The 20,087-nt window shown below is 68.8% G+C and carries 19 protein-coding genes; 6 read left to right on the top strand and 13 right to left on the bottom strand.

Annotated features, from left to right (window positions below):
* Positions 1-73: 73 nt before the first annotated feature.
* Entirely contained in the window at positions 74-793 is a 720-nt protein-coding gene (locus tag GVY41_RS03835) for a hypothetical protein (protein WP_308421077.1), read from the top strand.
* A 26-nt stretch (positions 794-819) separates the two neighbouring features.
* Here GVY41_RS03835 and GVY41_RS03830 read toward each other — a convergent pair whose 3' ends face one another.
* The 5 genes from GVY41_RS03830 to GVY41_RS03810 form a co-directional block, all read right to left on the bottom strand.
* A complete protein-coding gene (locus GVY41_RS03830) occupies positions 820-1,758 on the bottom strand; it encodes a glycosyltransferase family 8 protein (RefSeq protein ID WP_161343541.1) in 939 nt (312 codons plus the stop codon).
* A gap of 79 nt (positions 1,759-1,837) precedes the next feature.
* Positions 1,838-3,295 (bottom strand): ribosome biogenesis GTPase Der, encoded by a 1,458-nt coding sequence (der, locus tag GVY41_RS03825; protein ID WP_161343544.1) that lies wholly within the window; start codon positions 3,293-3,295, stop codon positions 1,838-1,840.
* Positions 3,296-3,341: 46 nt separating this feature from the next.
* Entirely contained in the window at positions 3,342-4,673 is a 1,332-nt protein-coding gene (locus GVY41_RS03820) for a PQQ-like beta-propeller repeat protein (RefSeq protein ID WP_229725929.1), read from the bottom strand.
* Between the two features lie 68 nt (positions 4,674-4,741).
* A complete protein-coding gene (locus GVY41_RS03815) occupies positions 4,742-5,398 on the bottom strand; it encodes a hypothetical protein (protein WP_161343546.1) in 657 nt (218 codons plus the stop codon).
* 282 nt (positions 5,399-5,680) lie between these two features.
* Positions 5,681-7,501 (bottom strand): ABCB family ABC transporter ATP-binding protein/permease, encoded by a 1,821-nt coding sequence (locus GVY41_RS03810; RefSeq protein ID WP_161343548.1) that lies wholly within the window; start codon positions 7,499-7,501, stop codon positions 5,681-5,683.
* A gap of 133 nt (positions 7,502-7,634) precedes the next feature.
* On the opposite strand from GVY41_RS03810, the gene GVY41_RS03805 reads away from it, so the two are divergent.
* Complete coding sequence (locus tag GVY41_RS03805; protein WP_161343550.1) at positions 7,635-8,030, top strand: ArsR/SmtB family transcription factor; 396 nt, start codon at positions 7,635-7,637, stop codon at positions 8,028-8,030.
* Here the strand turns inward: GVY41_RS03805 and GVY41_RS20170 are convergent.
* Positions 8,008-9,558, bottom strand: a complete 1,551-nt coding sequence (locus GVY41_RS20170) for a LysM peptidoglycan-binding domain-containing protein (RefSeq protein ID WP_229725928.1) — start codon at positions 9,556-9,558, stop codon at positions 8,008-8,010. The genes GVY41_RS03805 and GVY41_RS20170 overlap by 23 nt on opposite strands.
* Positions 9,559-9,667: 109 nt before the next feature.
* On the opposite strand from GVY41_RS20170, the gene GVY41_RS03795 reads away from it, so the two are divergent.
* Positions 9,668-10,225 carry an LOG family protein gene (locus GVY41_RS03795; RefSeq protein ID WP_161343552.1) on the top strand — a complete coding sequence of 186 codons (558 nt, stop codon included), beginning with the start codon at positions 9,668-9,670 and terminating at the stop codon, positions 10,223-10,225.
* A gap of 15 nt (positions 10,226-10,240) precedes the next feature.
* Here GVY41_RS03795 and GVY41_RS03790 read toward each other — a convergent pair whose 3' ends face one another.
* The 6 genes from GVY41_RS03790 to GVY41_RS03765 all read right to left on the bottom strand — a co-directional run bounded on the left by GVY41_RS03790 (position 10,241) and on the right by GVY41_RS03765 (position 17,055).
* Positions 10,241-10,696, bottom strand: coding sequence for a baeRF12 domain-containing protein (locus tag GVY41_RS03790; RefSeq protein WP_161343554.1), 456 nt, complete (start codon positions 10,694-10,696; stop codon positions 10,241-10,243).
* Positions 10,697-10,849: 153 nt separating this feature from the next.
* The gene (locus tag GVY41_RS03785) at positions 10,850-11,449 is read right to left on the bottom strand and encodes a superoxide dismutase (protein ID WP_161343556.1); all 600 of its coding nucleotides are present in this window, start codon (positions 11,447-11,449) and stop codon (positions 10,850-10,852) included.
* Between the two features lie 106 nt (positions 11,450-11,555).
* Complete coding sequence (locus tag GVY41_RS03780) at positions 11,556-12,116, bottom strand: sarcosine oxidase subunit gamma (protein ID WP_161343558.1); 561 nt, start codon at positions 12,114-12,116, stop codon at positions 11,556-11,558.
* A complete protein-coding gene (locus tag GVY41_RS03775; protein WP_161343560.1) occupies positions 12,109-15,090 on the bottom strand; it encodes a sarcosine oxidase subunit alpha family protein in 2,982 nt (993 codons plus the stop codon). The genes GVY41_RS03780 and GVY41_RS03775 overlap by 8 nt, the downstream gene beginning before the upstream one ends.
* Positions 15,087-15,410, bottom strand: coding sequence for a sarcosine oxidase subunit delta (locus tag GVY41_RS03770; RefSeq protein WP_161343562.1), 324 nt, complete (start codon positions 15,408-15,410; stop codon positions 15,087-15,089). The genes GVY41_RS03775 and GVY41_RS03770 overlap by 4 nt, the downstream gene beginning before the upstream one ends.
* A gap of 397 nt (positions 15,411-15,807) precedes the next feature.
* On the bottom strand, positions 15,808-17,055 hold the full coding sequence (locus tag GVY41_RS03765; RefSeq protein ID WP_161343564.1) for a sarcosine oxidase subunit beta family protein: 1,248 nt from the start codon (positions 17,053-17,055) through the stop codon (positions 15,808-15,810).
* Positions 17,056-17,292: 237 nt separating this feature from the next.
* On the opposite strand from GVY41_RS03765, the gene ccmI reads away from it, so the two are divergent.
* From ccmI to GVY41_RS03750, 3 genes are read left to right on the top strand one after another with little or no spacing between them, the layout of a single operon-like run.
* Positions 17,293-18,513, top strand: coding sequence for a c-type cytochrome biogenesis protein CcmI (gene ccmI / locus GVY41_RS03760; RefSeq protein ID WP_161343566.1), 1,221 nt, complete (start codon positions 17,293-17,295; stop codon positions 18,511-18,513).
* Positions 18,510-18,986 carry a Holliday junction resolvase RuvX gene (gene ruvX, locus GVY41_RS03755; RefSeq protein ID WP_161343568.1) on the top strand — a complete coding sequence of 159 codons (477 nt, stop codon included), beginning with the start codon at positions 18,510-18,512 and terminating at the stop codon, positions 18,984-18,986. Before ccmI ends, ruvX begins: the two co-directional genes overlap by 4 nt.
* Entirely contained in the window at positions 18,983-19,225 is a 243-nt protein-coding gene (locus tag GVY41_RS03750; RefSeq protein ID WP_161343570.1) for a DUF1289 domain-containing protein, read from the top strand. Before ruvX ends, GVY41_RS03750 begins: the two co-directional genes overlap by 4 nt.
* On the opposite strand, the gene GVY41_RS03745 is transcribed toward GVY41_RS03750, so the two are convergent.
* The gene (locus GVY41_RS03745) at positions 19,219-20,037 is read right to left on the bottom strand and encodes a sulfite exporter TauE/SafE family protein (protein ID WP_161343573.1); all 819 of its coding nucleotides are present in this window, start codon (positions 20,035-20,037) and stop codon (positions 19,219-19,221) included. The genes GVY41_RS03750 and GVY41_RS03745 overlap by 7 nt on opposite strands.
* Positions 20,038-20,087 lie beyond the last annotated feature (50 nt).

Genomic DNA, 20,087 nt, shown 5'->3' with positions numbered 1-20,087 from the left:
GCAAAACTTCCCGCGAAAATCCCGAAGGGCCGTGAACCTAATCACCGGCCCGGCGTTGGGGGGAATGTTGCGTATGAAAGCCATTCTGCTGTTCAGTGCCGCCGTGGCCTTCGTGACCGCGCCCCTGCTGGTGCCGTCCTTCGGCGGCTTTAATCCTGCCGCCTTCCCCTACCCTCCCATCGACCCGCCGGTGCAGCCCGCGGGCTACGCCTTCGGCATCTGGGGTCTGCTCTATGTCTGGCTGCTGGCCCATGCCTGCTTTGGCCTTCTCAAGCGCGCCGACCATCCCGCCTGGGACGGGCCGCGCTGGCCGCTGTTTGCCTCGCTCGGCCTCGGCGCGATCTGGCTGGAGACGGCGGTGACGATGCCGGTGGTGGCCGTCGTGCTGATCTGGGTGATGACCGCCGCCGCGGTGATGGCGCTGCTGCGCACGCCCGCCGCGCCCGACCGCTGGCTGCTGCGCGCCCCGATCGCCGCCTATGCCGGTTGGCTGACCGCTGCGGCGGGGGTGGGCACCGGCGTGGCTCTGACCGGCTATGGCATCTGGTCGCCCGTCGCCGTGGCCTTGGCGATGCTCGCGCTGATCCTGGGGCTGGCGATGGCGGTGCAGCTGCGCAGTCAGGCGCCGGAATATGGGGCGGCCGTCCTCTGGGCGCTGATCGGCGTGCTGGCCGCCAACCTGACCAGCGCGCCCGTGGTGGCCATCGCGGCGCTGGTCGGCGGGGGCATCGTCGCCGCCGCGGTCTGGGCCACGATCAGCCGTGCGCAGACAGGGGTCGGCGCGAGGGGGTAAGCCGCGTCCCTGCCTGCCCGTCCCGGTCAGCCTGCCGAGGTTGGCCCCCCGCCCGCCCGCCCGGGCATCGGCCCTGACGCTGCCAGCCGCGCCAGGCAGGGCCGCTCCACCATCCAGCCAAGCATCAGTCTGCGCAGGTTTTGCGGCAGGCTGCGTCGCCGCCGCGCTGGCGGCAACTTTGCCGCGGCCTGCGCCTGTGCCACGGCATCTTGCTCGAAGCGGTCAAGATGCGGGTCGATGAAATGCCACCAGATCGAACCCAGGGGAACCGCCGCATTCCACGGTTTGCGCGGCGACTTGTAATGGATGATGCGGGGAATGCGCCAGATCAGGCGCCGGGGATCCTCGGAGGTATTGAAGGTCTCGGGCAGGAACCGGATAGCCCCGGCCAACACCCCATTGATCGCCGATTGATCGTGATAGACCATCTGTCCACCCTTGGCCGCGGCGAAACCGAGGCAGCGCGCTGCCAGCCCGTCCCGCCTCCAGACCTCGAGATCCATCAGCAAGAGCCCGGTGTTGACATAGGCGTTCTCGGCGATCCCGTGAAACGCCAGTTCCGCCGGATCCGGCCGCCGCGCCACCACCGCCCCCAGCGGCAGGCCCGCCAGATCCATCTGCCACAGATCGTCGATCGGGCCCGTCGCCACCATGTCGCAGTCCAGATACAGGCAGCGGCTTTCGAGAGGGAACAGGTCCGGGATGAACAGCCGTGCATAGGCCGCGTGAGTGATGTGGCCCTTGGTGCGCAGATGCCCAAACCCCTCGGGTGACAGCGCCAGCACCTCGATCCTGCTCCCGGCCTCGGCCGCGATCACCTGCAGCGCCGCAAGGTTGCGCGTGCTGATCCCCAGATCGACCAGCGCCAGCCGCGCAGCCGGGTTGAAGCGCAGGATCGACGCGAAGAGCGCCCCGACGCCGAGGGCGTAGCGGTCGTCCGAACAGGTCACCACCAACATCGTCATTCTCCCGACTTTGTCGCCCGCCCTATCAGGACTGCCGAGGCACTGCCAGCACCGCCGCCCGGGCCGGGAGTGCCTCCGTTCAGTCCTCGCGCTTCGGCTTGCCGATATGCTTGTTCAGCCGCGACGGGGTGGACCATTTGCGGTCCTTGAACGGGTTCTTGTCGCTCTGGTCGCGGAAGGTCATGCGGATCGGGGTGCCGGGCATGTCGAAACTTTCGCGCAGCCCGTTCACCAGATAGCGCGAATAGCTTTCCGGCAGGTCGTCGGGGCGCGAGCACATCACCACGAAGTTCGGCGGCCGGGTCTTCACTTGCGTCATGTAGCGCAGCTTGATCCGGCGCCCGCCCGGGGCCGGTGGCGGATGCGCCTCGACCATCGCGCCCAGCCACTGGTTCAGCTTGGCGGTGGTGATGCGACGGTTCCACACGTCATGCGCCTTGATGATCGCGTCATGCAGCCGGTCCAGCCCCTTGCCGGTCTTGGCCGACACTGTCACCAGCGGCGCGCCGCGCAGCTGCGGCAGCAGCCGTTCGAACCCGTCGCGCAGCTGGTTGAGCTTGTGCGGCTTGTCCTCCTCAAGGTCCCACTTGTTCGCGGCAATGACCACGGCGCGGCCTTCGCTTTCGGCATAGTCGGCGATGCGCAGGTCCTGCTGCTCGAACGGGATCTCCACGTCCAGCAGCACCACCACCACCTCGGCAAAGCGCACGGCGCGCAGGCCATCGGCGACCGACATCTTTTCCAGCTTGTCCGAGATCTTGGCCTTCTTGCGCATCCCGGCGGTGTCGAAGATCCGCACCGGCGTGCCCATGTAGTCGGTCCCGACCGAGATGGCATCGCGGGTGATCCCGGCTTCGGGGCCGGTCAGCAGCCGATCCTCGCCGAGGATCTTGTTGATCAGGGTGGACTTGCCGGCATTCGGCCGGCCGATCACCGCGATCTGCAGCGGCTTGGCCTTGGTCGGCTTGTAGTTGTACTCGTCATCGCCATCGACCACGTCGACATCGGTTTCGGGCGCGTCGATGCGGGCCTGCTCATCAAAGGCATCGGCCAGCGGGCGCAGGGTGAGGTAGAGGTCATCCATCCCCTCGCCATGCTCGGCCGACAGCCGGATCGGCTCGCCAAGCCCAAGGCTCCAGGCCTCGAGCGCGCCGGCATCGCCTGCCTTGCCCTCGGCCTTGTTGGCGGCCAGAATCACATGGGCGTTCTTCTTGCGCAGGATGTCGGCGAAAATCTCGTCGGTCGGGGTCACGCCCACCCGCGCGTCGATGACGAACAGGCAGATATCGGCATGTTCCACCGCGCGCTCGGTCAGCTTGCGCATCCGGCCCTGCAGGCTTTCGTCGGTGGCCTCCTCCAGCCCTGCCGTGTCGATCACGGTAAAGCGCAGGTCCACCAGCCGCGCCGCGCCTTCGCGCAGGTCACGGGTGACGCCGGGCTGGTCATCGACCAGCGCCAGCTTCTTGCCGACAAGTCGGTTGAACAGCGTCGACTTGCCCACATTGGGCCGTCCGACAATGGCTAGGGTGAAGCTCATGGCCCCTCCGGTAAAACAGAAGAGGCCCGCTTACACCGCTTTCGCGTCAGCGGAAAGCGTGAAGCTGGCCGGATTTGCCCATGACGTAGAGAATTCCGCCCGCAACCGCCGGACCGGCCGCCGCACCGCCCGGAATCTCGGCCTGCGCGACCAGCGCGCCGGTCGAGGGATCATAGCTGCGCAGCACCCCGTCGGTGGAGGCCAGCACCAGCCGCCCGCCGGCCAGGACCGGGCCGTAATGCACATGAATGTCGCGGCGGCGCTTCTCGCGGCGGGTGGGCACGTAATAGGGCAGCTCCACCGCCCAGATTTCCACGCCCGTCGCCGCGTCGAGCCGCATCAGCCGCGACTCGTCGGTGACCAGGAAGATCGACCCGCCCGCGGGGATGACGGCGCTTGCCGCGCCCTCCTCCGCCGTCCAGCGCGCCCGGCCTGCCTCCACGTCCACCGCTGCCAGCCGCCCTGCCGAGGTGCCGGCATAGACGGTGCCGCCCGCCATCACCGGCTCGCCGGTAATGTCCATCACATCGGCATAGCCCATGCCAAGCCGGCGTCCCGGAACCGGGACCGACCATTTGCGCGCCCCATCGGCGCGGCTCACCGCCACCAGCTCGCCGCTGGGGAAGGGGAACACCACGGTGTCACCCTCGACCGCCGGGGCAGAGACGCCCGCGACGCTGCTCGGGGAAGGCAGACCTTGGGTCTTCCACTGCACGCGGCCATCGGCGGCGCGCATCGCCCAACCGACAGAGCTGCGGGTCGACACATAAACCATGCCGCCCGCAACCGCCGGGGCACCGCCCACCGCAGAGTCGAAATCCTGCCGCCAGACGACCGCGCCGCTGGCGGGGTCGAGCGCGACCAGCTCGCCAAAGCCGGTGGTCACGAACAGCTTGCCCTCGCCATAGGCCAGACCGCCGCCGATCACCTTGCTGTTGCCGCGCGTACCGGGGGGCACCACATCGGCAGACCACAGCACCGCACCCGAGGGGCTGGTGGCGCTGACCCGCGCATCGGCATCCAGCGTGAAGATCCGCCCCGCGGCGACCACGGGATCCGCAGTCACCCGCAGGCGCTTGCTGTCACCGCGGCCCACATTGGCGGACCAGATCCGCACCGGCGCCGGGGACAGGGCCACATGGCCAAGGCGGTGGGTGGCCGCGCCGCCGCGCTGGCTCCATTCGGCATTGACCACCGGGGCGGGCAGCGCCAGCGGCGTCGCCGGGGCGCGCTGCGGCTGCGAGGCGACGCCCGACAGCGCATCCTGCGGATCGAGCCGCTCGCCTGTCAGCCGCACCTCCCGCTCGCAGCCGGCAAGGGCCGCCATCACCAGAAGCGCGGCCATGCCGCGGGAAAGACCTGCGATGGAAAGCGTCACTACCCCGTCCTCTTCACGTTCGCCCGTTTCTGCTCGTAAGGCACCGTTGCACCCCCGGAATGTCGCTCTCAGGCCGCCTCGGGTTCCGCACCCAGGGCCACCATCAACTGTGTCGCGCGCCGGCGCAAGCCCGAGGTCACCCCCGGCTCCTGCAGCAGCGCCTGCAGCCGCTCGACCGCGGCCTCGCCCTCGCCCGCCGCCACCAGATCCAGCGCCTGCTGTTCCAGCGCCAGCATCCGGTAGGGCGCGCCGGGCGTCGCCAGCATGTCGAGCGCCGCGCCACGCTCGGATGCCGGCATCTCGGCCCCCGCCGCGATCACCCGCTTGATCAGCGCGAGGTGGCGATAGCTGACCGGCAGCGCATTGTTGGCGGCAATGGCATCCCATCCGGCCAGAGCCGCCGGCACATCGCCCGCCTCCAGCGCAGAGGCCGCCGCCAGGAACCCCTGCAGCGCCGCGCGTTCGGGGCCCGGCGCGGGCACGATCGCCAGCGCCTCGGCCCGCGCCGCCGGCGTTTCCGCCGACATCGCCGCCATCAGCGCATCGCCAAAGGCGCGCGCCTCGGCCTCGGCCTTCGACTTCTGCCATTCGTTCACCGCGGCGCCGACGACGATTCCCACCACCAGCAAGATCCCGATCCACCCATAGCGGCGCATCGCCGCATAAAGCCGGTCGCGGCGGACCTCGTCGGTCACCTCGTCGATGAAGCTGTCGGTATTGCTCACGGGCGGTGCCTCCTCATGGCGCTGTTGGGCCATCTCTTACACGTCAAGGGGCGAGGTTGCCAAGCCCGGGCGGGAGGGGGGGCTCGGCGCAGTCAAAGGGGAGCGCCCGTCCGCCGGGTGGGCGAGCAACATTGGTTCTAGGCGCTTTATGGTGCAACCCCTCCCACCGAATTTCTAGGGCTGGCGTTGAAAGCACCCGCCCGGGGGGGCGGACGGGCGCTGCCCGGCGGCGCCAAGGCGCCTTGTTCCGGGCAAGAAAAGGAAGGAAGGTCCGGAAGCAGCTTACGCCGCCGCGTCTTCGCCCTCGTCCTCCACCTCGGCCGATTGCCGCGCCCACATCGCGGCATAGCGCCCGCCCGCCTCCAGCAGCGCCTCGTGCTTGCCCTGCTCGACGATCTGCCCCGCCTCCAGCACCACGATCTGGTCGGCATCGGCAATCGTCGACAGCCGGTGCGCGATGGTGATGACGGTGCGCCCCTCGCCCATCGCCCGCAGGCTGTCCTGGATGTCGCGCTCCGTCTGGGTGTCCAGCGCGCTTGTCGCCTCGTCCAGAAGCAGGATCGGCGGGTTCTTCAGCAAGGTGCGGGCGATGCCGACCCGCTGCTTCTCGCCGCCCGACAGCTTCAGCCCGCGCTCGCCCACCGTCGTCTCATAGCCCTCGGGCAGCGAGGCGATGAAGTCATGGATCTTCGCCCCCCGCGCCGCCGCCTCGACCTCGGCCCGGCTGGCCGAGGGGCGGCCATAGGCGATATTGTAAAAGACGGTGTCGTTGAACAGCACCGTGTCCTGCGGAACCACCCCGATGGCATCATGCACCGATTGCAGCGTCACATCGCGCAGGTCCTGCCCGTCGATGCGGATCGCGCCGCCGGTCACGTCATAGAACCGGAACAGCAGCCGGCCGATGGTGGACTTGCCCGACCCCGAAGGCCCGACGATCGCCACCGTCTGCCCCGCCGGCACCGTCAGGGTGACGCCCTTCAGGATCGGCCGGCTGGCATCATAGCCGAACATCACCCCGTCCAGTTCCAGCGTCGCCCCCGCCACCTTCAGCGGCTTCGCGCCCGGCTTGTCCGTCACCTCGGCGGGCTGACCCAGCAGGTCGAACATCTCGCCCATGTCGACCAGCGCCTGCCGGATCTCACGATACACCGTGCCAAGGAACCCCAGCGGCATGGTGATCTGCATCATGTAGGCGTTGACCATCACGAAATCGCCGACCGTCAGTGCCCCGCTCTGCACCCCCATCGCCGCCATCACCATCACGATGACAAGGCCGGTGGTGATGATCAGCGATTGCCCGAAGTTCAGCACCGCAAGGCTCTGCCCGGTCTTCACCGCCGCGCCCTCATAGCCCTGCATGGCGGCGTCATAGCGCTGCGCCTCGCGGGTCTCGGCGCCGAAATACTTGACGGTTTCGTAGTTCAGCAGGCTGTCGATGGCCTTCTGGTTGGCATCGGTATCCTGGTCGTTCATCTGCTTGCGGATCTTCACGCGCCATTCGGTGACCTTGAAGGTGAAGGTCACATAGGCCCAGATCGTCACCACCACGACCGCCATGTACCACACGTTGAACACCAGCGCGAAGATGATCGCCACCATCGCCAGTTCCAGGATCAGCGGCCCGACCGAGAACAGCATGAAGCGCAGCAGGAAATCGACGCCCTTCACCCCGCGCTCGATGATCCGGCTGAGGCCCCCGGTCTTGCGGGTGATGTGATAGCGCAGGCTGAGCGCGTGGATATGGGTGAAGGTCTCCAGCGCCAGTTGCCGCAGCGCCCGCTGGCCGACGCGCACGAAGATCGCATCGCGGAGTTCGCCAAAGCCAACCGACATGAGGCGCGCGACGCCATACGCCACCGTCACCCCGATGGCACCGATGGCCAGCAGCGCGCCGTCGCCGGTCTCGCCCGCCAGACTGTCCACCGCGCCCTTGTAGAGGAACGGGATCAGGATCGAGATCACCTTGCCAAGCACCAGCGCCACCAGCGCCAGCACCACGCGCCGCTTCACCCAGCTCTGCCCCTCGGGCCACAGATAGGGCGCCACCCGGCGCATCGTGCGGATACCGCTGGCCTGCTTGCGCGCGGGTTTGTCTGCCATCTTGTCTCTCCTGCCGCCCGGCTTTGCCGCGGCGGCCCTGGCGGATCGCATCTCGTGATCCGCCCGTCGTTGATCTGGGGGCCCGGATACCGTATCTCTCAGGTTACTTCAACGATTCACGAGTAGTTGAAACATGGAGCGTCGCCAAGTTCTCTCCGCGCTGTCGGCGCTGGCCAGCGAGACCCGGCTGGATCTGGTGCGCCTGCTGGTGCCCGCCGGCAAGGAGGGCCTCAGCGCCGGCGACATCGCCCGCCAGCTTGGCATTTCCGCCTCGCGCCTGTCCTTCCACCTTGCGGCACTGGAACAGGCCGGGCTGATCACCGCCCGCAAGGAATCGCGCAACGTGTTCTATGCCGCGGATTTCGCCGGCATCGGCCAGACCTTCGGGTATCTCTTGAACGATTGCTGCCTCGATCACCCCGAGGTGCGGGAATGCTGCCGCTCGCGGCGACCGGCAGGGGTGTGCTCTGGCACCGGCACCACCCCGCCGCTGATCATTCCTGCGGTCAGTCCTGCTCGGGAACCGTGAACACCTGCCCGGGATAGATCAGGTCCGGATCGCGGATCTGCGCCTTGTTCGCCTCGTACACCCGGACATAGGCAAAGCCGTCGCCATAATTGTCGGTGGCGATGGCCCAGAGCGTGAAGCCCGGCTGCACCGTCACCTGGATCAGCTGCGGCGTGGGCAGCGGATCGGCGGCGGCGGTGGCCGGGGCCTCGGCGGCGCCGTCCGCCTCTACCGCCGCCAGAACCGCCGGGGCCTGCGGCACGGCGCCAGTGGCCAGCGCGGCGGGTTCGGCGGGGGCGGCTGCGATCTCGGGCAGCCCTGCGGCCACAGTCTCAGCGGCAGGCTCAGCGGCAATCTCGTCGCTGGCAACCGCAGGCACCGGCCGCGTCGCCTCCATCGCGGCGGCGAGAACCTCGGCCGACTCGCGCTGGAACGGGGTCTCGAAGCGCGAGACGACCTTGCCGGACACATCCACCTCATCGACGCGCAGCGTGTAGATGCCGCCCGCCAGCTCCGGCAGCAGCACCTGCCAGGCACCGTTCGCGGCGATCGGCGCGGAGGCGAAGGCGGCATTGTCCACATAGACCCGCACCTCGCCCGCGCCCCCGGCCCGCCCGGCCAGCGTGACGGCGCCCTCCGCATCATAGCTGATCGAGTCGATCACCACATTGCCGCCCATCCGCGGCGGCGACAGAACCGACAGGCCCGACCCGTCGCTCAGCAGCACGGTCGGCGCCTCGGCGGCGGGTTCGATCGCGGGTTCGGCTTCGGTCGCGGGATCGGCCGCGGGATCGGCCGCGGGATCGGCCGCGGCGCTCGTCCCGGGTGCCACGGCCTCGACCGCGGCCACCTGCCCCACCGCCTCTGCAACCTGCGCCTCCGGCCGCGCCCGCGGCGCCAGCACCACGCTTTGCTGCGAGGTCGTCACCGTGCCCGCGGCATCGGTCACCTGCAGCTTCAACTCGCGCGGCGCGCCGGTCAGCGGCAGGTCGGTCAGGAAGGCGAAATCCCCGCGGGCATTGGCCTCGGCACTCGCCACCTCGGCCCCGTCCGCCATCAGCGCGACGGTCGCCCCCGGCGCGGCATGGCCCGCCACCTGCACCCCGCCCATGGCATCGGCGCGCACGGTGTCGAAGCTGGGCATCGAGGGATCGGCGGGCGGTTCGGGTGTGGCGGCAAGCTCGGGCTCGGGCTCGGGCCCCGGCTCCACGGCGGCAGCGGCCTCCGGTGCCGTCTCTGCCACCACGGCCTCGGGTGTCGGTGCAGGGTCCACGGCCGCGCTCTCGGCTGCCGGGGCCGGCTCGGCAACGGGTGCCCCTGCGACAGGCTCCGGCACCGAGGGCACCGCCGCCAGCGGCTGCGGCTCGACCGCCGCCTCCTCGGCCGGGGGCCGTGCCAGCCCCCACCAGATCACCGCGCCAAGCGCCAGCCCGGCCGCCACGCCGCCGACCACCCGCACAGCGCCCCCCGCCATGCCGCCAGCCGTCGCCATACCGGCCTCTGCGCCGGCGGCATCCCCGACCGCCGCGCCTTGCGTCTTATCCGACATTCCCGCATCCCCGTTGCAGCGGCCCCCCGGCGCGCTTGAGCGAGCATAGCAACGCCGGTATCAGGGGTCAAAGCAACTGCAACCTGCCCAACGCCAAGGATCTTGCCCGATGCCGAAATACACACGTTCCGTCTGCGTCTTCTGCGGCTCGCGTCCCGGCGCCCGCCCGGCCTATACCGCGGCGGCGCAGGGCATGGGGCGGATGCTGGCGGAACGCGGCTGGCGGCTGGTCTATGGCGCGGGCGATGTCGGGCTGATGGGCGAGGTGGCGCGGGCGGCGCAGGCCGCGGGGGGCGAGACCTTCGGGGTGATCCCCGTGCATCTGCTGGGCAAGGAGGTCGGCAAGCGCGACATCAGCACCTTCGTCATCACCGAGACGATGCATGAGCGCAAGAAGGTCATGTACATGAACTCCGACGCGATCGTGGTGCTGCCGGGCGGCGCCGGCACGCTCGACGAGCTGTTCGAGGTCGTCACCTGGCGGCAGATCGGCCTGCACAGCAAACCGATCTACCTGCTGAACACCGAGGGCTACTGGAACCCGCTGCTGGCCATGGCCGAAACCGTCATCGCCGAGGGCTTCGCCGAACGCTCGCTGGCGGGCTACATGGTGCCGGTCGCCAGCCTGGATGAGCTTGAAACCCGCCTGACCGGCGACTTCGGCTGAGCCTGAGGCCGGGGGTTACTTCGCCGCCAGATGATCGGCGACGATCTTCGCGATCTCCGGCGTCGGGTGCCCGGTCAGCGTCTTCGGCAGCTCGGCAATCACCGCGCCCGCCAGCGCCGGCCCCATCGCCGCCCTCAGGCTTCCCAGCATCTGCGGCGGCGCCGCCAGCACCAGCCGCTTCATCTCACCGGCGGCCAGCCGTGTTTCCAGATCGGCGACAAGGTCACGCGCAAACGCCTCTTCCCCCAGCCGGTGGAAATCGGTCTGCTCCATCGCCGAGCCGGGCGCGCCACCGGGGCCGTCCCTGCGCCCCGGCTGATCGGTGCCCTGCTCGCGCGTCGGCGGGTTGTCGATGGCCGCCTTGCCCGCCACGCGCAGCTGCGGCGCCTCGGCCGTGCCGGTATTCTCCAGCAGCAGCGCCTTGGCGCCGTCCGCCACCACCACCCAGGTTCCGGTTGTCAGAAACAGCATCACGATCCTCCGTTTGCAGGGCGCCGCCAACACGCGGCACCCCTTTGATGTAGGGATGTTTTTCGCCCCTGCCCGGCCTTCGGCAAAAATCCGCAAAGCGAACGCAAAAGGCCCGCCAAACGGCGGGCCTTTCTACAAATTCCGTCAGTGCGCTTACATGCGCGAGGCGACGTTTTCCCAGTTCACCAGCTTGTCGAGGAAGTTGGTGAGGTAAGCCGGACGCTTGTTGCGGAAGTCGATGTAATAGGAATGCTCCCACACATCGCAGCCAAGCAGCGCGGTCTGGCCAAAGCACAGCGGGTTCACGCCATTCTCGGTCTTGGTGATCTTCAGGCTGCCATCGGCATCCTTGACCAGCCAGGCCCAACCCGACCCGAACTGGCCCGCGCCGGCGGCGGCGAAGTCTTCCTTGAACTTGGCGACCGACCCGAAGGCCTCGGTCAGCGCAGCTTCAAGATCGCCGGGCATCCCGGTTTCGCCCGGGCCCATCATCTCCCAGAACTGGGCGTGGTTCCAGTGCTGGCTGGCATTGTTGAAGATGCCGTTCTGCGCCACGGCGCCCTTCTGGTAGGTGCCCTTGACGATCTCCTCGACCGTCTTGCCCTCCCATTCGGTGCCGGCGATCAGCTTGTTGCCGTTGTCGACATAGGCCTTGTGGTGGATGTCGTGGTGGTATTCCAGCGTCTCTTTGGACATGCCAAGCGATGCCAGCGCATCATGGGCATAGGGAAGATCGGGAAGGGTGAAAGCCATCTGGTCGGTCCTTTCGCGCGGGGGAGTGTTAAGGTCTATAGAGGCACCCGCCGCCGCGAGGTCAAGGGCAGAGCGCCTGAAAACTCCGCTCTGCGCCCCTTGCCGCCTACCCCGAGAACAGCTCCGACCCCGGCCGCGCGGCGTTTTCCAGCACCCCAAAGGCATAGCTGGCGACCGAGCGGAAGCAGACAAGGCTGTATTCCTCCGGCCCCGATGTCCACAGCGCGGCGGCGATCTGGGCCAGCCTTGTGCGGCGCACTTCATCCGCCTCCAGCGCGGAGAAATCCACCGGGCAGAGCTTCATCAGCACCTCGGCCGCCTTCGGGCCGCTGACCCGGAAACTCGCCCGCGCATCCGACACATCGACCGCCAGTGCATGCTGCCCCGCCAGCGCCGCCGTCAGCTGATCCACCAGCCCCGGCGCCGAGGCATAGGGGCCAACAAGCAGCAGCTCATCCGGCGACATCCAGCAGACGGACCAGTCACCCGCCACGGTGCGCCGCCGCTGCGCCGGCACTGCGCAGCCGGTCGCCGCCAGAACCGCAACCGCCAGTTCGGGGGACTCCAAGTCACCGCGCAGGGTGACCATGCCGACCAGTCCTGCCTCGCGCACAGTTGAGAAACCACTGTAGCTTCGCCCCGCAAGGGCACTGACAGCATTAGACATTCTGCTTCTCCCCGTCCTTGTCGTAGAAGACCTGATCCACGATCCGCGCCTGCACGACCTTCCCGTCATCCACCGGGAAGTCCAGCACCTCGCCCATCCGGCCTGGCCCGTTCAGTACCAGCCCCATGGCAATGCCCTTCTTCAGCACCGGCGAGTGATAGGTCGAGGTGACGCGCCCCTGCGTCCTCTGCTGGCCATTGGCGTTGACGCCCTCGGCCACCGCCAGCGCGCCATCGGGCAGCACCGATCCGTCCAGCGTTTCCAGCCCCACCAGCTTCCAGCGGTTCGGGTCGGCCATATGGCTGCGCTCCTGCGCGCGCTTGCCCAGATAGTCAGCCTTCTTCTTGGAAATCGCCCAGCCAAGGCCCAGATCCTGCGGGATCACCGTGCCGTCGGTTTCATCGCCGATCATGATGAAGCCCTTCTCGGCGCGCAGCACATGCAGCGCCTCGGTGCCGTAGGGCATCGCCCCGAACTCGGCGCCCGCGGCCACGCAAGCCTCCCAGAAGGCAAGGCCCTCCGAGGCCGGCACCGCAACCTCATAGCTCAGCTCGCCCGAGAAGCTGATGCGGAACACCCGCGCGCGGAAGCCGCCAAGCGTGCCCTCCGCATAGGTCATGAACGGCAGCGCCTCGCGGCTGACATCCATGCCGCCGAGTTTTTCCAGCAGCATCCGGGCCTTGGGGCCGACGATGGCGACCTGCGCATATTGCTCGGTCAGGTTGGCGGTATGGACCTTCCAGTCCCACCACTCGCATTGCAGCCAGTCTTCCATATGCGCATGGATCCGGTCGGCGCCCCCCGTCGTCGTGTGGCAGAGCCAGCTGTCTTCCGACATCCGCACCACGACGCCATCGTCGATCAAAAAGCCATTGTCGTTGCACATCAGCCCATAGCGGCACTTGCCCACCGGCAGCGTCGACATCACGCCGGTATAAAGCATGTCGAGGAACCGCCCGGCATCGGCGCCCTTCACCAGGATCTTGCCGAGGGTCGAGGCATCGAGCAGCCCGATATTGCTGCGGGTGTTGATGACCTCGCGGTTGACCGCCTCATGCGCCGTCTCGCCGCTGCGCTTGTAGCAATAGGGGCGGCGCCATTGGCCCACCGGCTCCCAATAGGCGCCCTGCGCCGAATGCCAGTCGTGCATCGGCGTCTGGCGCAGCGGCTGGAAGATCTCGCCCCGCGCCTCGCCGCCGATGGAGCCGAGGCTGATCGGCGTATAGGGCGGGCGGAAGGTGGTGGTGCCGGTTGCGGGGATCTCTTGATGCAATGCATGAGAAAGTACCGCGAGGCCATTGATATTGCTAAGCTTTCCCTGATCTGTTGCCATGCCGAGCGTGGTGTAACGCTTGGTATGCTCCACACTCTCATACCCCTCGCGCGCGGCGAGTTGCACGTCGGAGACTTTCACGTCGTTCTGGTAATCCAGCCACATCTTGGATTTCAGAGCGATTCCAGCCCCTTGCGGCATGATCCACACCGGCAGCATCGGCGCCTCGGCCGGGCCTGTCGCCTGCGGCGCCAGCCCCTCGCCGCCCGCCGCGGCATGGGCGTCGGCCAGCACCGCCGCCGTCTGCAGCGCGCCCGAGGCGGCACCGGCGGTCGCTGCCATCGGTTGCCCGGCATCGCCGGTCGGCGGGCGGGCGGCGTCGGGGCGGAACATCGAGGCGTCCGCGTCCCAGATCAGCTTGCCGCCGCAATGGCTCCAGAGGTGCACCACCGGCGACCAGCCGCCCGACATCGCCACCACGTCGCAGGCGATTTCCTCCAGCACGGCGCCCTCGCCCTGCTGCGCGCAGATCGCAACGCCGGTGACGCGCTTGGCGCCCTTGACCTTGGCAATGCCGCGGCCTTCGAGCACGCGGATGCCGCGGGCGCGGACCTGTGCGGGCAGATCGCCCGTGACCGAGGGCCGCGCGTCGATGACGGCAGCCACAACCAGCCCGGCATCGGCCAGCGCCAGCGCGGTGCGATAGGCGTCGTCGTTGTTGGTGACGACCACGCTGCGGTCGCCGGGGCTGACGGCCCAGTTCACCACGAAGTCGCGCACCGCCGCGGCCAGCATCACACCCGGAATATCGTTGCCGGCAAAGGACAGCGGCCGCTCGATGGCCCCCGTCGCGGCGATGACCTTGCCCGCCCGGATCCGCCACAGCCGGTGGCGAGGCCGACCGTCGCCGGGGGTGTGGTCGGCGACACGCTCATAGGCCAGCGCATAGCCGTGGTCGTAGAGGCCCGACACCATCGTGCGCAGGCGCATCGTGACATTCGCCATGCCTTCAAGGGCTTGCACGGCGTTCTTCACCCAAAGATCCGCCGCCATCCCGTCGATTTCGTCGCCATCCACCGGCGCCCGCCCGCCCCAATGTGCGGTCTGTTCCAGAAGGATCACCCGCTTGCCGGCGCGCGCCGCGGTCAGCGCTGCCGTCAGCCCGGCAATGCCGCCGCCCGCCACCACCAGATCGGCGAAGGCATAGGCCTGCTCGTAGCGGTCGGCATCGGCCTCCTGCGGCACCTTGCCGAGGCCGGCGGACTGGCGGATGAAGGGTTCATACACATGCTTCCAGAACGGCCGCGGCCAGAGGAACATCTTGTAGTAGAAGCCCGCCGGCAGGAAACGCGACAGGTACCCGTTCACCGCGCCGATATCGTAATCGAGGCTCGGCCAGTGGTTCTGGCTGATCGCCGTCAGCCCCTCGAAGGTTTCGGTGGTGGTCACCCGCTGGTTCGGCTCGAAGCGCGGGCCCTGGCCGAGGCCGACCAGCGCATTCGGCTCCTCCGCGCCCGAGGCGACGATGCCGCGCGGGCGGTGATACTTGAAGCTGCGCCCGACCAGCATCTGGTCATTGGCCAGCAAGGACGCCGCCAGCGTGTCGCCGGCAAAGCCGGTCATCGGCTTGCCGTCGAAGCGGAAGGTGACCGGGGCGCGGCGGTCGATCAGCCGCCCGCCGCGAGAGAGACGCGCGCTCATTGTCCTGCCTCCCAGCCGGGCCGGCGGGCCCGGATTGCCTCGATGATAGGCTCGGGCGGGGCCGAGACCTGCGCCGGATAGGTGCCGAACACCTCGAGAGTGGCGGTGCAGCGGGCGGCGAGGAACCACTTGCCGCAGCCATAGGCATGGCGCCAGCGCTCGAAATGCACGCCCTTGGGGTTTTTCCGCGCGAACATGTAGGCCTCGAACTGCTCGTCGCTGTCACCGGGGCCGTAGCGCTTCAGATGCGCCTCGCCGCCGGGGGAGAGCTCGGTTTCCTCGGCACGGATGCCGCAATGGGGGCAGGTGAGGGTCAGCATGTCAGAGGGCCTGTCTGTGGCAGGCGCCGGGGGCTTCGCGCCCCCGGACCCCCGCGGGATATTTGGAAAAGGCAAAGGGGGAAGGAGGGCCAGAACGCCACAAAACGCCTTGTTTTACTGCGTGCATCTCTCGATCCCGACGCAGCGCTCAGACTGGTTCGCAAGTCGAACAAAACAGGACCGAGCGAATGAAGCATTTGCAGAGCATTGAGGTATGGGCGCGTTACCACCGAGACGAGGAGACGCGAACCTTGGCGCGGCGTGCGTTTGATCGCTGCGACGACGACGGCGTTGCGAGCGATGACGTCGTCGCAATGACGGAGTTGCAGACGCAGTTTGAGTGGGAACGACAACGCCCCCGACGTCGAAAGAAGCGGTGAAGTGAGCCCCGAGGCCATCAATGCGCCACCCCGGCCGCGACGCTTTCGTCGATGAAGCGGCCTTCCTTGAAGCGGTCGAGGCCGAACTCGGCGGCGAGGGGCCCGGGCTCGCCCTTGGCGACGAGCTCCGCCATGGCCCAGCCGGAGCCGGGGATGGCCTTGAAGCCGCCGGTGCCCCAGCCGCAATTGACGAAGATGCCGCCGACGGAGGTTTTCGACAGGATCGGCGAGCGGTCGCCGGTCATGTCGACGATGCCGCCCCATTGCCGCAGCATCTTGAGGCGGCTGAGCATCGGGAAGGTCTCGATCAGGGCGCGGGTGGTTTCCTCGACATGCTGCCACGATCCGCGCTGCGTGTAGTTGTTGAAGCCGTCGGTGCCGCCGCCGATCACCATCTCGCCCTTGTCGGACTGGCTCATGTAGCCATGCACGGTGTTGGCCATGACGACGACATCCATGCAGGGCTTGATCGGTTCGGAGACGAGGGCCTGCAGCGCCATCGATTCGATCGGCAGGCGGAAGCCGGACATTTCGGCCAGCACCGAGGAGTGCCCCGCGACGACGATGGCGAGCTTGGCGCAGTCGATGGCGCCGCGGGTGGTGTCGATGCCCTGCACCTGGCCGTTCAGGGTGCGAACGCCGGTGACTTCGCACTGTTGGATGATATCCATGCCCATCGCCGAGCAGGCGCGGGCATAGCCCCACGCCACCGCGTCGTGGCGGGCGGTGCCGCCGCGGGCCTGGTAGAGCGCGCCGAGGACCGGGTAGCGGGGGCCCTCGATATTCATGATCGGCACCAGCTCCTTGACCTTGGCGGGCTCGATCCATTCGGTGGTGACGCCCTGCAGGTTGTTGGCATAGACGGTGCGGCGGTAGCCGCGGACCTCATGGTGGGTCTGCGCCAGCATCAAGAGGCCGCGGGGGCTGAACATGACGTTGTAGTTGAGGTCCTGGCTGAGGTTTTCGTAGAGGCTACGGGCCTTTTCGTAGATCGCGGCCGAGGGGTCCTGCAGGTAGTTGGAGCGGATGATGGTGGTGTTGCGCCCGGTATTGCCGCCCCCGAGCCAGCCCTTCTCGATCACCGCGACATTGCGGATGCCGTGGTTCTTGCCGAGGTAATAGGCGGTGGCGAGGCCGTGGCCGCCGGCGCCGACGATGACCACGTCGTATTTCTTCTTGGGGGCGGGGCTTTTCCACGCTCGCTCCCACCCCGAATGCCAGCGCAGCGCCTCGCGTGCCACGGCGAAAACCGAATATCGCGTCATGTGCTGCCCCTTCTGCCCGGCCGAATCTGCGGGCCACCCTTGCGGGGCGCCCTGCCCGCTTCATCGCCCGCCCTCATCAGTGCGGCAGCGCGGCAAGCGGCGCAATCGGGAAGAAACCGACATGGCTGTGCGGCGGGGCTGCGACAGAACGCGCGCAATGCGGCGGGGCGCTGCGGCAGTTCGGGCTTTTGTGCGGGGCCGCTTGGCCCTACATGGAGGCAGACCTGCGGAGGAAACATGCTGTTCTGGACCCTGACCATCGCGTTGGCCCTTGCCGTGGCGCTGTATCTGGCGCGCGCCTATATGCGCGGCCGCGGCGCCGATGCGCCGGCTGCCGCCTATGACCTGCGGGTGTTCCGCGACCAATTGGCCGAGCTGGACCGCGATCTGGCCCGCGGCGTGCTGGCGCCGGAGGATGCGGAGCGCGCGAAGGCCGAGATTTCGCGGCGGATTCTGGAGGCCGACCGGCAGGCGGCGGCGGCCCCGGCGCGTGCTTCCGGCCCCGGGCCCTATGTTGTGGCGGTGTTCGGGGCGCTGGTGCTGGCGGGGTCGTTCTTCGTGTACCAGAGCCTCGGCGCGCCGGGGTATGGCGACCTGCCGCTGGCGCGGCGGGTGGCGATGTCCGAAGAGGTCTATGCCGCCCGGCTGCCGCAGGACGAGGCCGAGGAGACGGCAGCGCTGAACATGGCCCCTGCCCCCCCGGCCGATCCGCGGATGGCGGAGCTGATGGACAAGCTGCGCAGCGCGGTGGCGTCGCGGCCCAACGATACCGAGGGGCTGGAGCTCTTGGCGCGCAACGAGGCGGCGGTCGGCAATTACCGCGCCGCCTGGGAAGCGCAGCGCCGGCTGATCGCGCTGAAGGGCGATGCGGCGAGCGGCGAGGACCATGCCGCGCTGGCGGAGCTGATGATCCTGGCGGCGGGCGGCGTGGTCAGCCCCGAGGCCGAGGCGGTGCTGGCGCGGGCGCTGGAGCTGGACCCTGCCAATGGCTCTGCGCGCTATTTCCTGGGGCTGATGCTGGCGCAGGCGGGGCGGCCGGACCGCACCTTCACCGTCTGGCGCGGGCTGCTGGAAGAGGGGCCGGAGGATGCGCCCTGGATGCCGCCGATCCGGGCCTCGATTGCCGAGCTGGCCTGGCTGGCGGGCGAGGAAGGCTACACGCCGCCCTCGGCCGAGAGCCGCGGGCCGAGCGAGGACGACATGCAGGCGGCGGCGGACATGACCCCCGAGGACCGCGAGGTGATGATCCGCGGCATGGTCGAGGGGCTGAACGCCCGGCTTGCCGGTGAGGGCGGCACCTCGGACGACTGGGCGCGGCTGATCGGGGCATTGGGGGTTCTGGGCGAGACCGAGCGCGCCTCGGCGATCTGGAACGAGGCGCAGGATATCTTTGCCGCCTCACCCGATGATCTGGAGAAGGTTGCCGCTGCCGCCCGCGCCGCGGGCGTGCTGCAATGATCCACGAGACGATGGCCGAGTTCGCCGCCGCGCTGCCGCCGATGCGGGCGCTGGCGGGGCTCGACCTTGGCACCAAGACCATCGGCGTCGCGGTGTCGGACCGCTTCCGCAGCGTCGCCTCGCCCCTTCACACCATCCGGCGCGAGAAGTTCACGCTCGATGCCGCGGCGGTGCTGAAGATCGCGGCGGAGCGCGAGCTCGGCGGGGTGATCCTGGGGCTGCCGTTCAACATGGACGGCTCGGAAGGCCCGCGCTGCCAGTCCACCCGCGCCTTTGCCCGCAACCTTTCCCGGCTGACGGAGCTGCCGATCGCCTATTGGGACGAGCGCCTGTCCACCGTCGCCGCCGAAAGGGCGCTGCTGGAGGCGGATACGTCGCGGAAACGTCGCGCCGAGGTGATCGACCATGTGGCGGCCGGGTATATCCTGCAAGGAGCGCTGGACCGGCTGGCGCATCTGGGGCGGCACGGATGATGGACGACGTTTGGAAGCGCGACGAGATCGAGAGCCCCTGTGTAAAGCTCTGCGTGATGCACCCGGCCGAAGGGCTGTGCATGGGCTGCTACCGCACGCTTTCCGAAATCGGCGGCTGGAGCGGCATGAGCCCCGAGGCGCGGCGGGCGGTGATTGCAGAGCTGCCGGGCCGCGCTCCGCGGGTGGCTGGCGCACGGCGCGGCGGGCATGAGGGGCGGCTGCGGCGCGAGCGTCAGTAGCCGAGCGCCTTGCGCAGCATGTTCAGCGCCACCGCCGCCAGGAACACCGCGAACACCCGCTTCAGCGGCCTCGGGTCCATCCTGTGCGCCAGCGCGGCGCCCATCGGGGCGGTGATCAGGGTCATGGCGATGGTCAGGGCGAAGGCGGGCATGTTGACGGCGCCGACCGTGTAGGGCGGCGCACCCTCGACCGGGACCAGCAGGAAGGCCGCTGCCGAGGGCAGCGCGATGGTGATGCCGAAGCCCGCCGCGGTGGCGACGGCGCGGTGGATGGGAACATTGTACAGCGTCATCAGCGGCACGCCGAAGCTGCCGCCGCCGATGCCCATAAGCACCGACAGGAAGCCGACCGCCCCCGACAGCGGCGCGCGCACCGCCAGGCCCGGCATCTGCGGCCCCAGCCGCCATTGATCGCGGCCAAGCGCCATATAGAGCGACACGGTCAGCGCCAGCAGCCCGAAGATCGCCTGCAACGCCTGCGTGCGCAACTGCGCCACCACCAGCACCCCGACCAGCGCGCCAACCGCGATGCCCGGCGCCCAGTGCCGCAGGATCTGCCAGTCCACCGCGCCCTTGCGGTTGTGCGACATGACGGACCGGGCCGAGGTGACGATGATGGTGGCCAGCGAGGTGGCCAGGCAGACCTGCATCAGGCCGGGCCCGTCATGGCCAAGGCCGACGAAGATGTAGAAATAGGCCGGCACCAGCACGATGCCGCCGCCCACGCCCAGAAGCCCGGCGACCAGCCCGGCCAGCGCGCCGGTGACGAGCAGCAGCGCCAGCATCGGCAGCAGTGTGGCGAGATCCGGCATGGGGGGCATCCTGTCCTGTTCGCGCCAGACCTAGCGCAAGCGCGGGCGGG

Source organism: Frigidibacter albus, from assembly GCF_009908165.1.
GTDB classification, from domain to species: Bacteria; Pseudomonadota; Alphaproteobacteria; order Rhodobacterales; family Rhodobacteraceae; genus Frigidibacter; species Frigidibacter albus.
Note: the sequence above shows the minus strand (reverse complement) of the source record. Positions and strands in the feature narration are given on the sequence as shown.

Coding starts and splice junctions, on each gene's coding strand:
- GVY41_RS03835 (WP_308421077.1), top strand. CDS start 74: ATGAAAGCCATTCTGCTGTTCAGTGCCGCCGTGGCCTTCGTGACCGCG.
- GVY41_RS03830 (WP_161343541.1), bottom strand. CDS start 1,758: ATGACGATGTTGGTGGTGACCTGTTCGGACGACCGCTACGCCCTCGGC.
- der (WP_161343544.1), bottom strand. CDS start 3,295: ATGAGCTTCACCCTAGCCATTGTCGGACGGCCCAATGTGGGCAAGTCG.
- GVY41_RS03810 (WP_161343548.1), bottom strand. CDS start 7,501: ATGGCAGACAAACCCGCGCGCAAGCAGGCCAGCGGTATCCGCACGATG.
- GVY41_RS03805 (WP_161343550.1), top strand. CDS start 7,635: ATGGAGCGTCGCCAAGTTCTCTCCGCGCTGTCGGCGCTGGCCAGCGAG.
- GVY41_RS20170 (WP_229725928.1), bottom strand. CDS start 9,558: ATGTCGGATAAGACGCAAGGCGCGGCGGTCGGGGATGCCGCCGGCGCA.
- GVY41_RS03795 (WP_161343552.1), top strand. CDS start 9,668: ATGCCGAAATACACACGTTCCGTCTGCGTCTTCTGCGGCTCGCGTCCC.
- GVY41_RS03790 (WP_161343554.1), bottom strand. CDS start 10,696: ATGCTGTTTCTGACAACCGGAACCTGGGTGGTGGTGGCGGACGGCGCC.
- GVY41_RS03785 (WP_161343556.1), bottom strand. CDS start 11,449: ATGGCTTTCACCCTTCCCGATCTTCCCTATGCCCATGATGCGCTGGCA.
- GVY41_RS03780 (WP_161343558.1), bottom strand. CDS start 12,116: ATGTCTAATGCTGTCAGTGCCCTTGCGGGGCGAAGCTACAGTGGTTTC.
- GVY41_RS03775 (WP_161343560.1), bottom strand. CDS start 15,090: ATGAGCGCGCGTCTCTCTCGCGGCGGGCGGCTGATCGACCGCCGCGCC.
- GVY41_RS03770 (WP_161343562.1), bottom strand. CDS start 15,410: ATGCTGACCCTCACCTGCCCCCATTGCGGCATCCGTGCCGAGGAAACC.
- GVY41_RS03765 (WP_161343564.1), bottom strand. CDS start 17,055: ATGACGCGATATTCGGTTTTCGCCGTGGCACGCGAGGCGCTGCGCTGG.
- ccmI (WP_161343566.1), top strand. CDS start 17,293: ATGCTGTTCTGGACCCTGACCATCGCGTTGGCCCTTGCCGTGGCGCTG.
- ruvX (WP_161343568.1), top strand. CDS start 18,510: ATGATCCACGAGACGATGGCCGAGTTCGCCGCCGCGCTGCCGCCGATG.
- GVY41_RS03750 (WP_161343570.1), top strand. CDS start 18,983: ATGATGGACGACGTTTGGAAGCGCGACGAGATCGAGAGCCCCTGTGTA.
- GVY41_RS03745 (WP_161343573.1), bottom strand. CDS start 20,037: ATGCCGGATCTCGCCACACTGCTGCCGATGCTGGCGCTGCTGCTCGTC.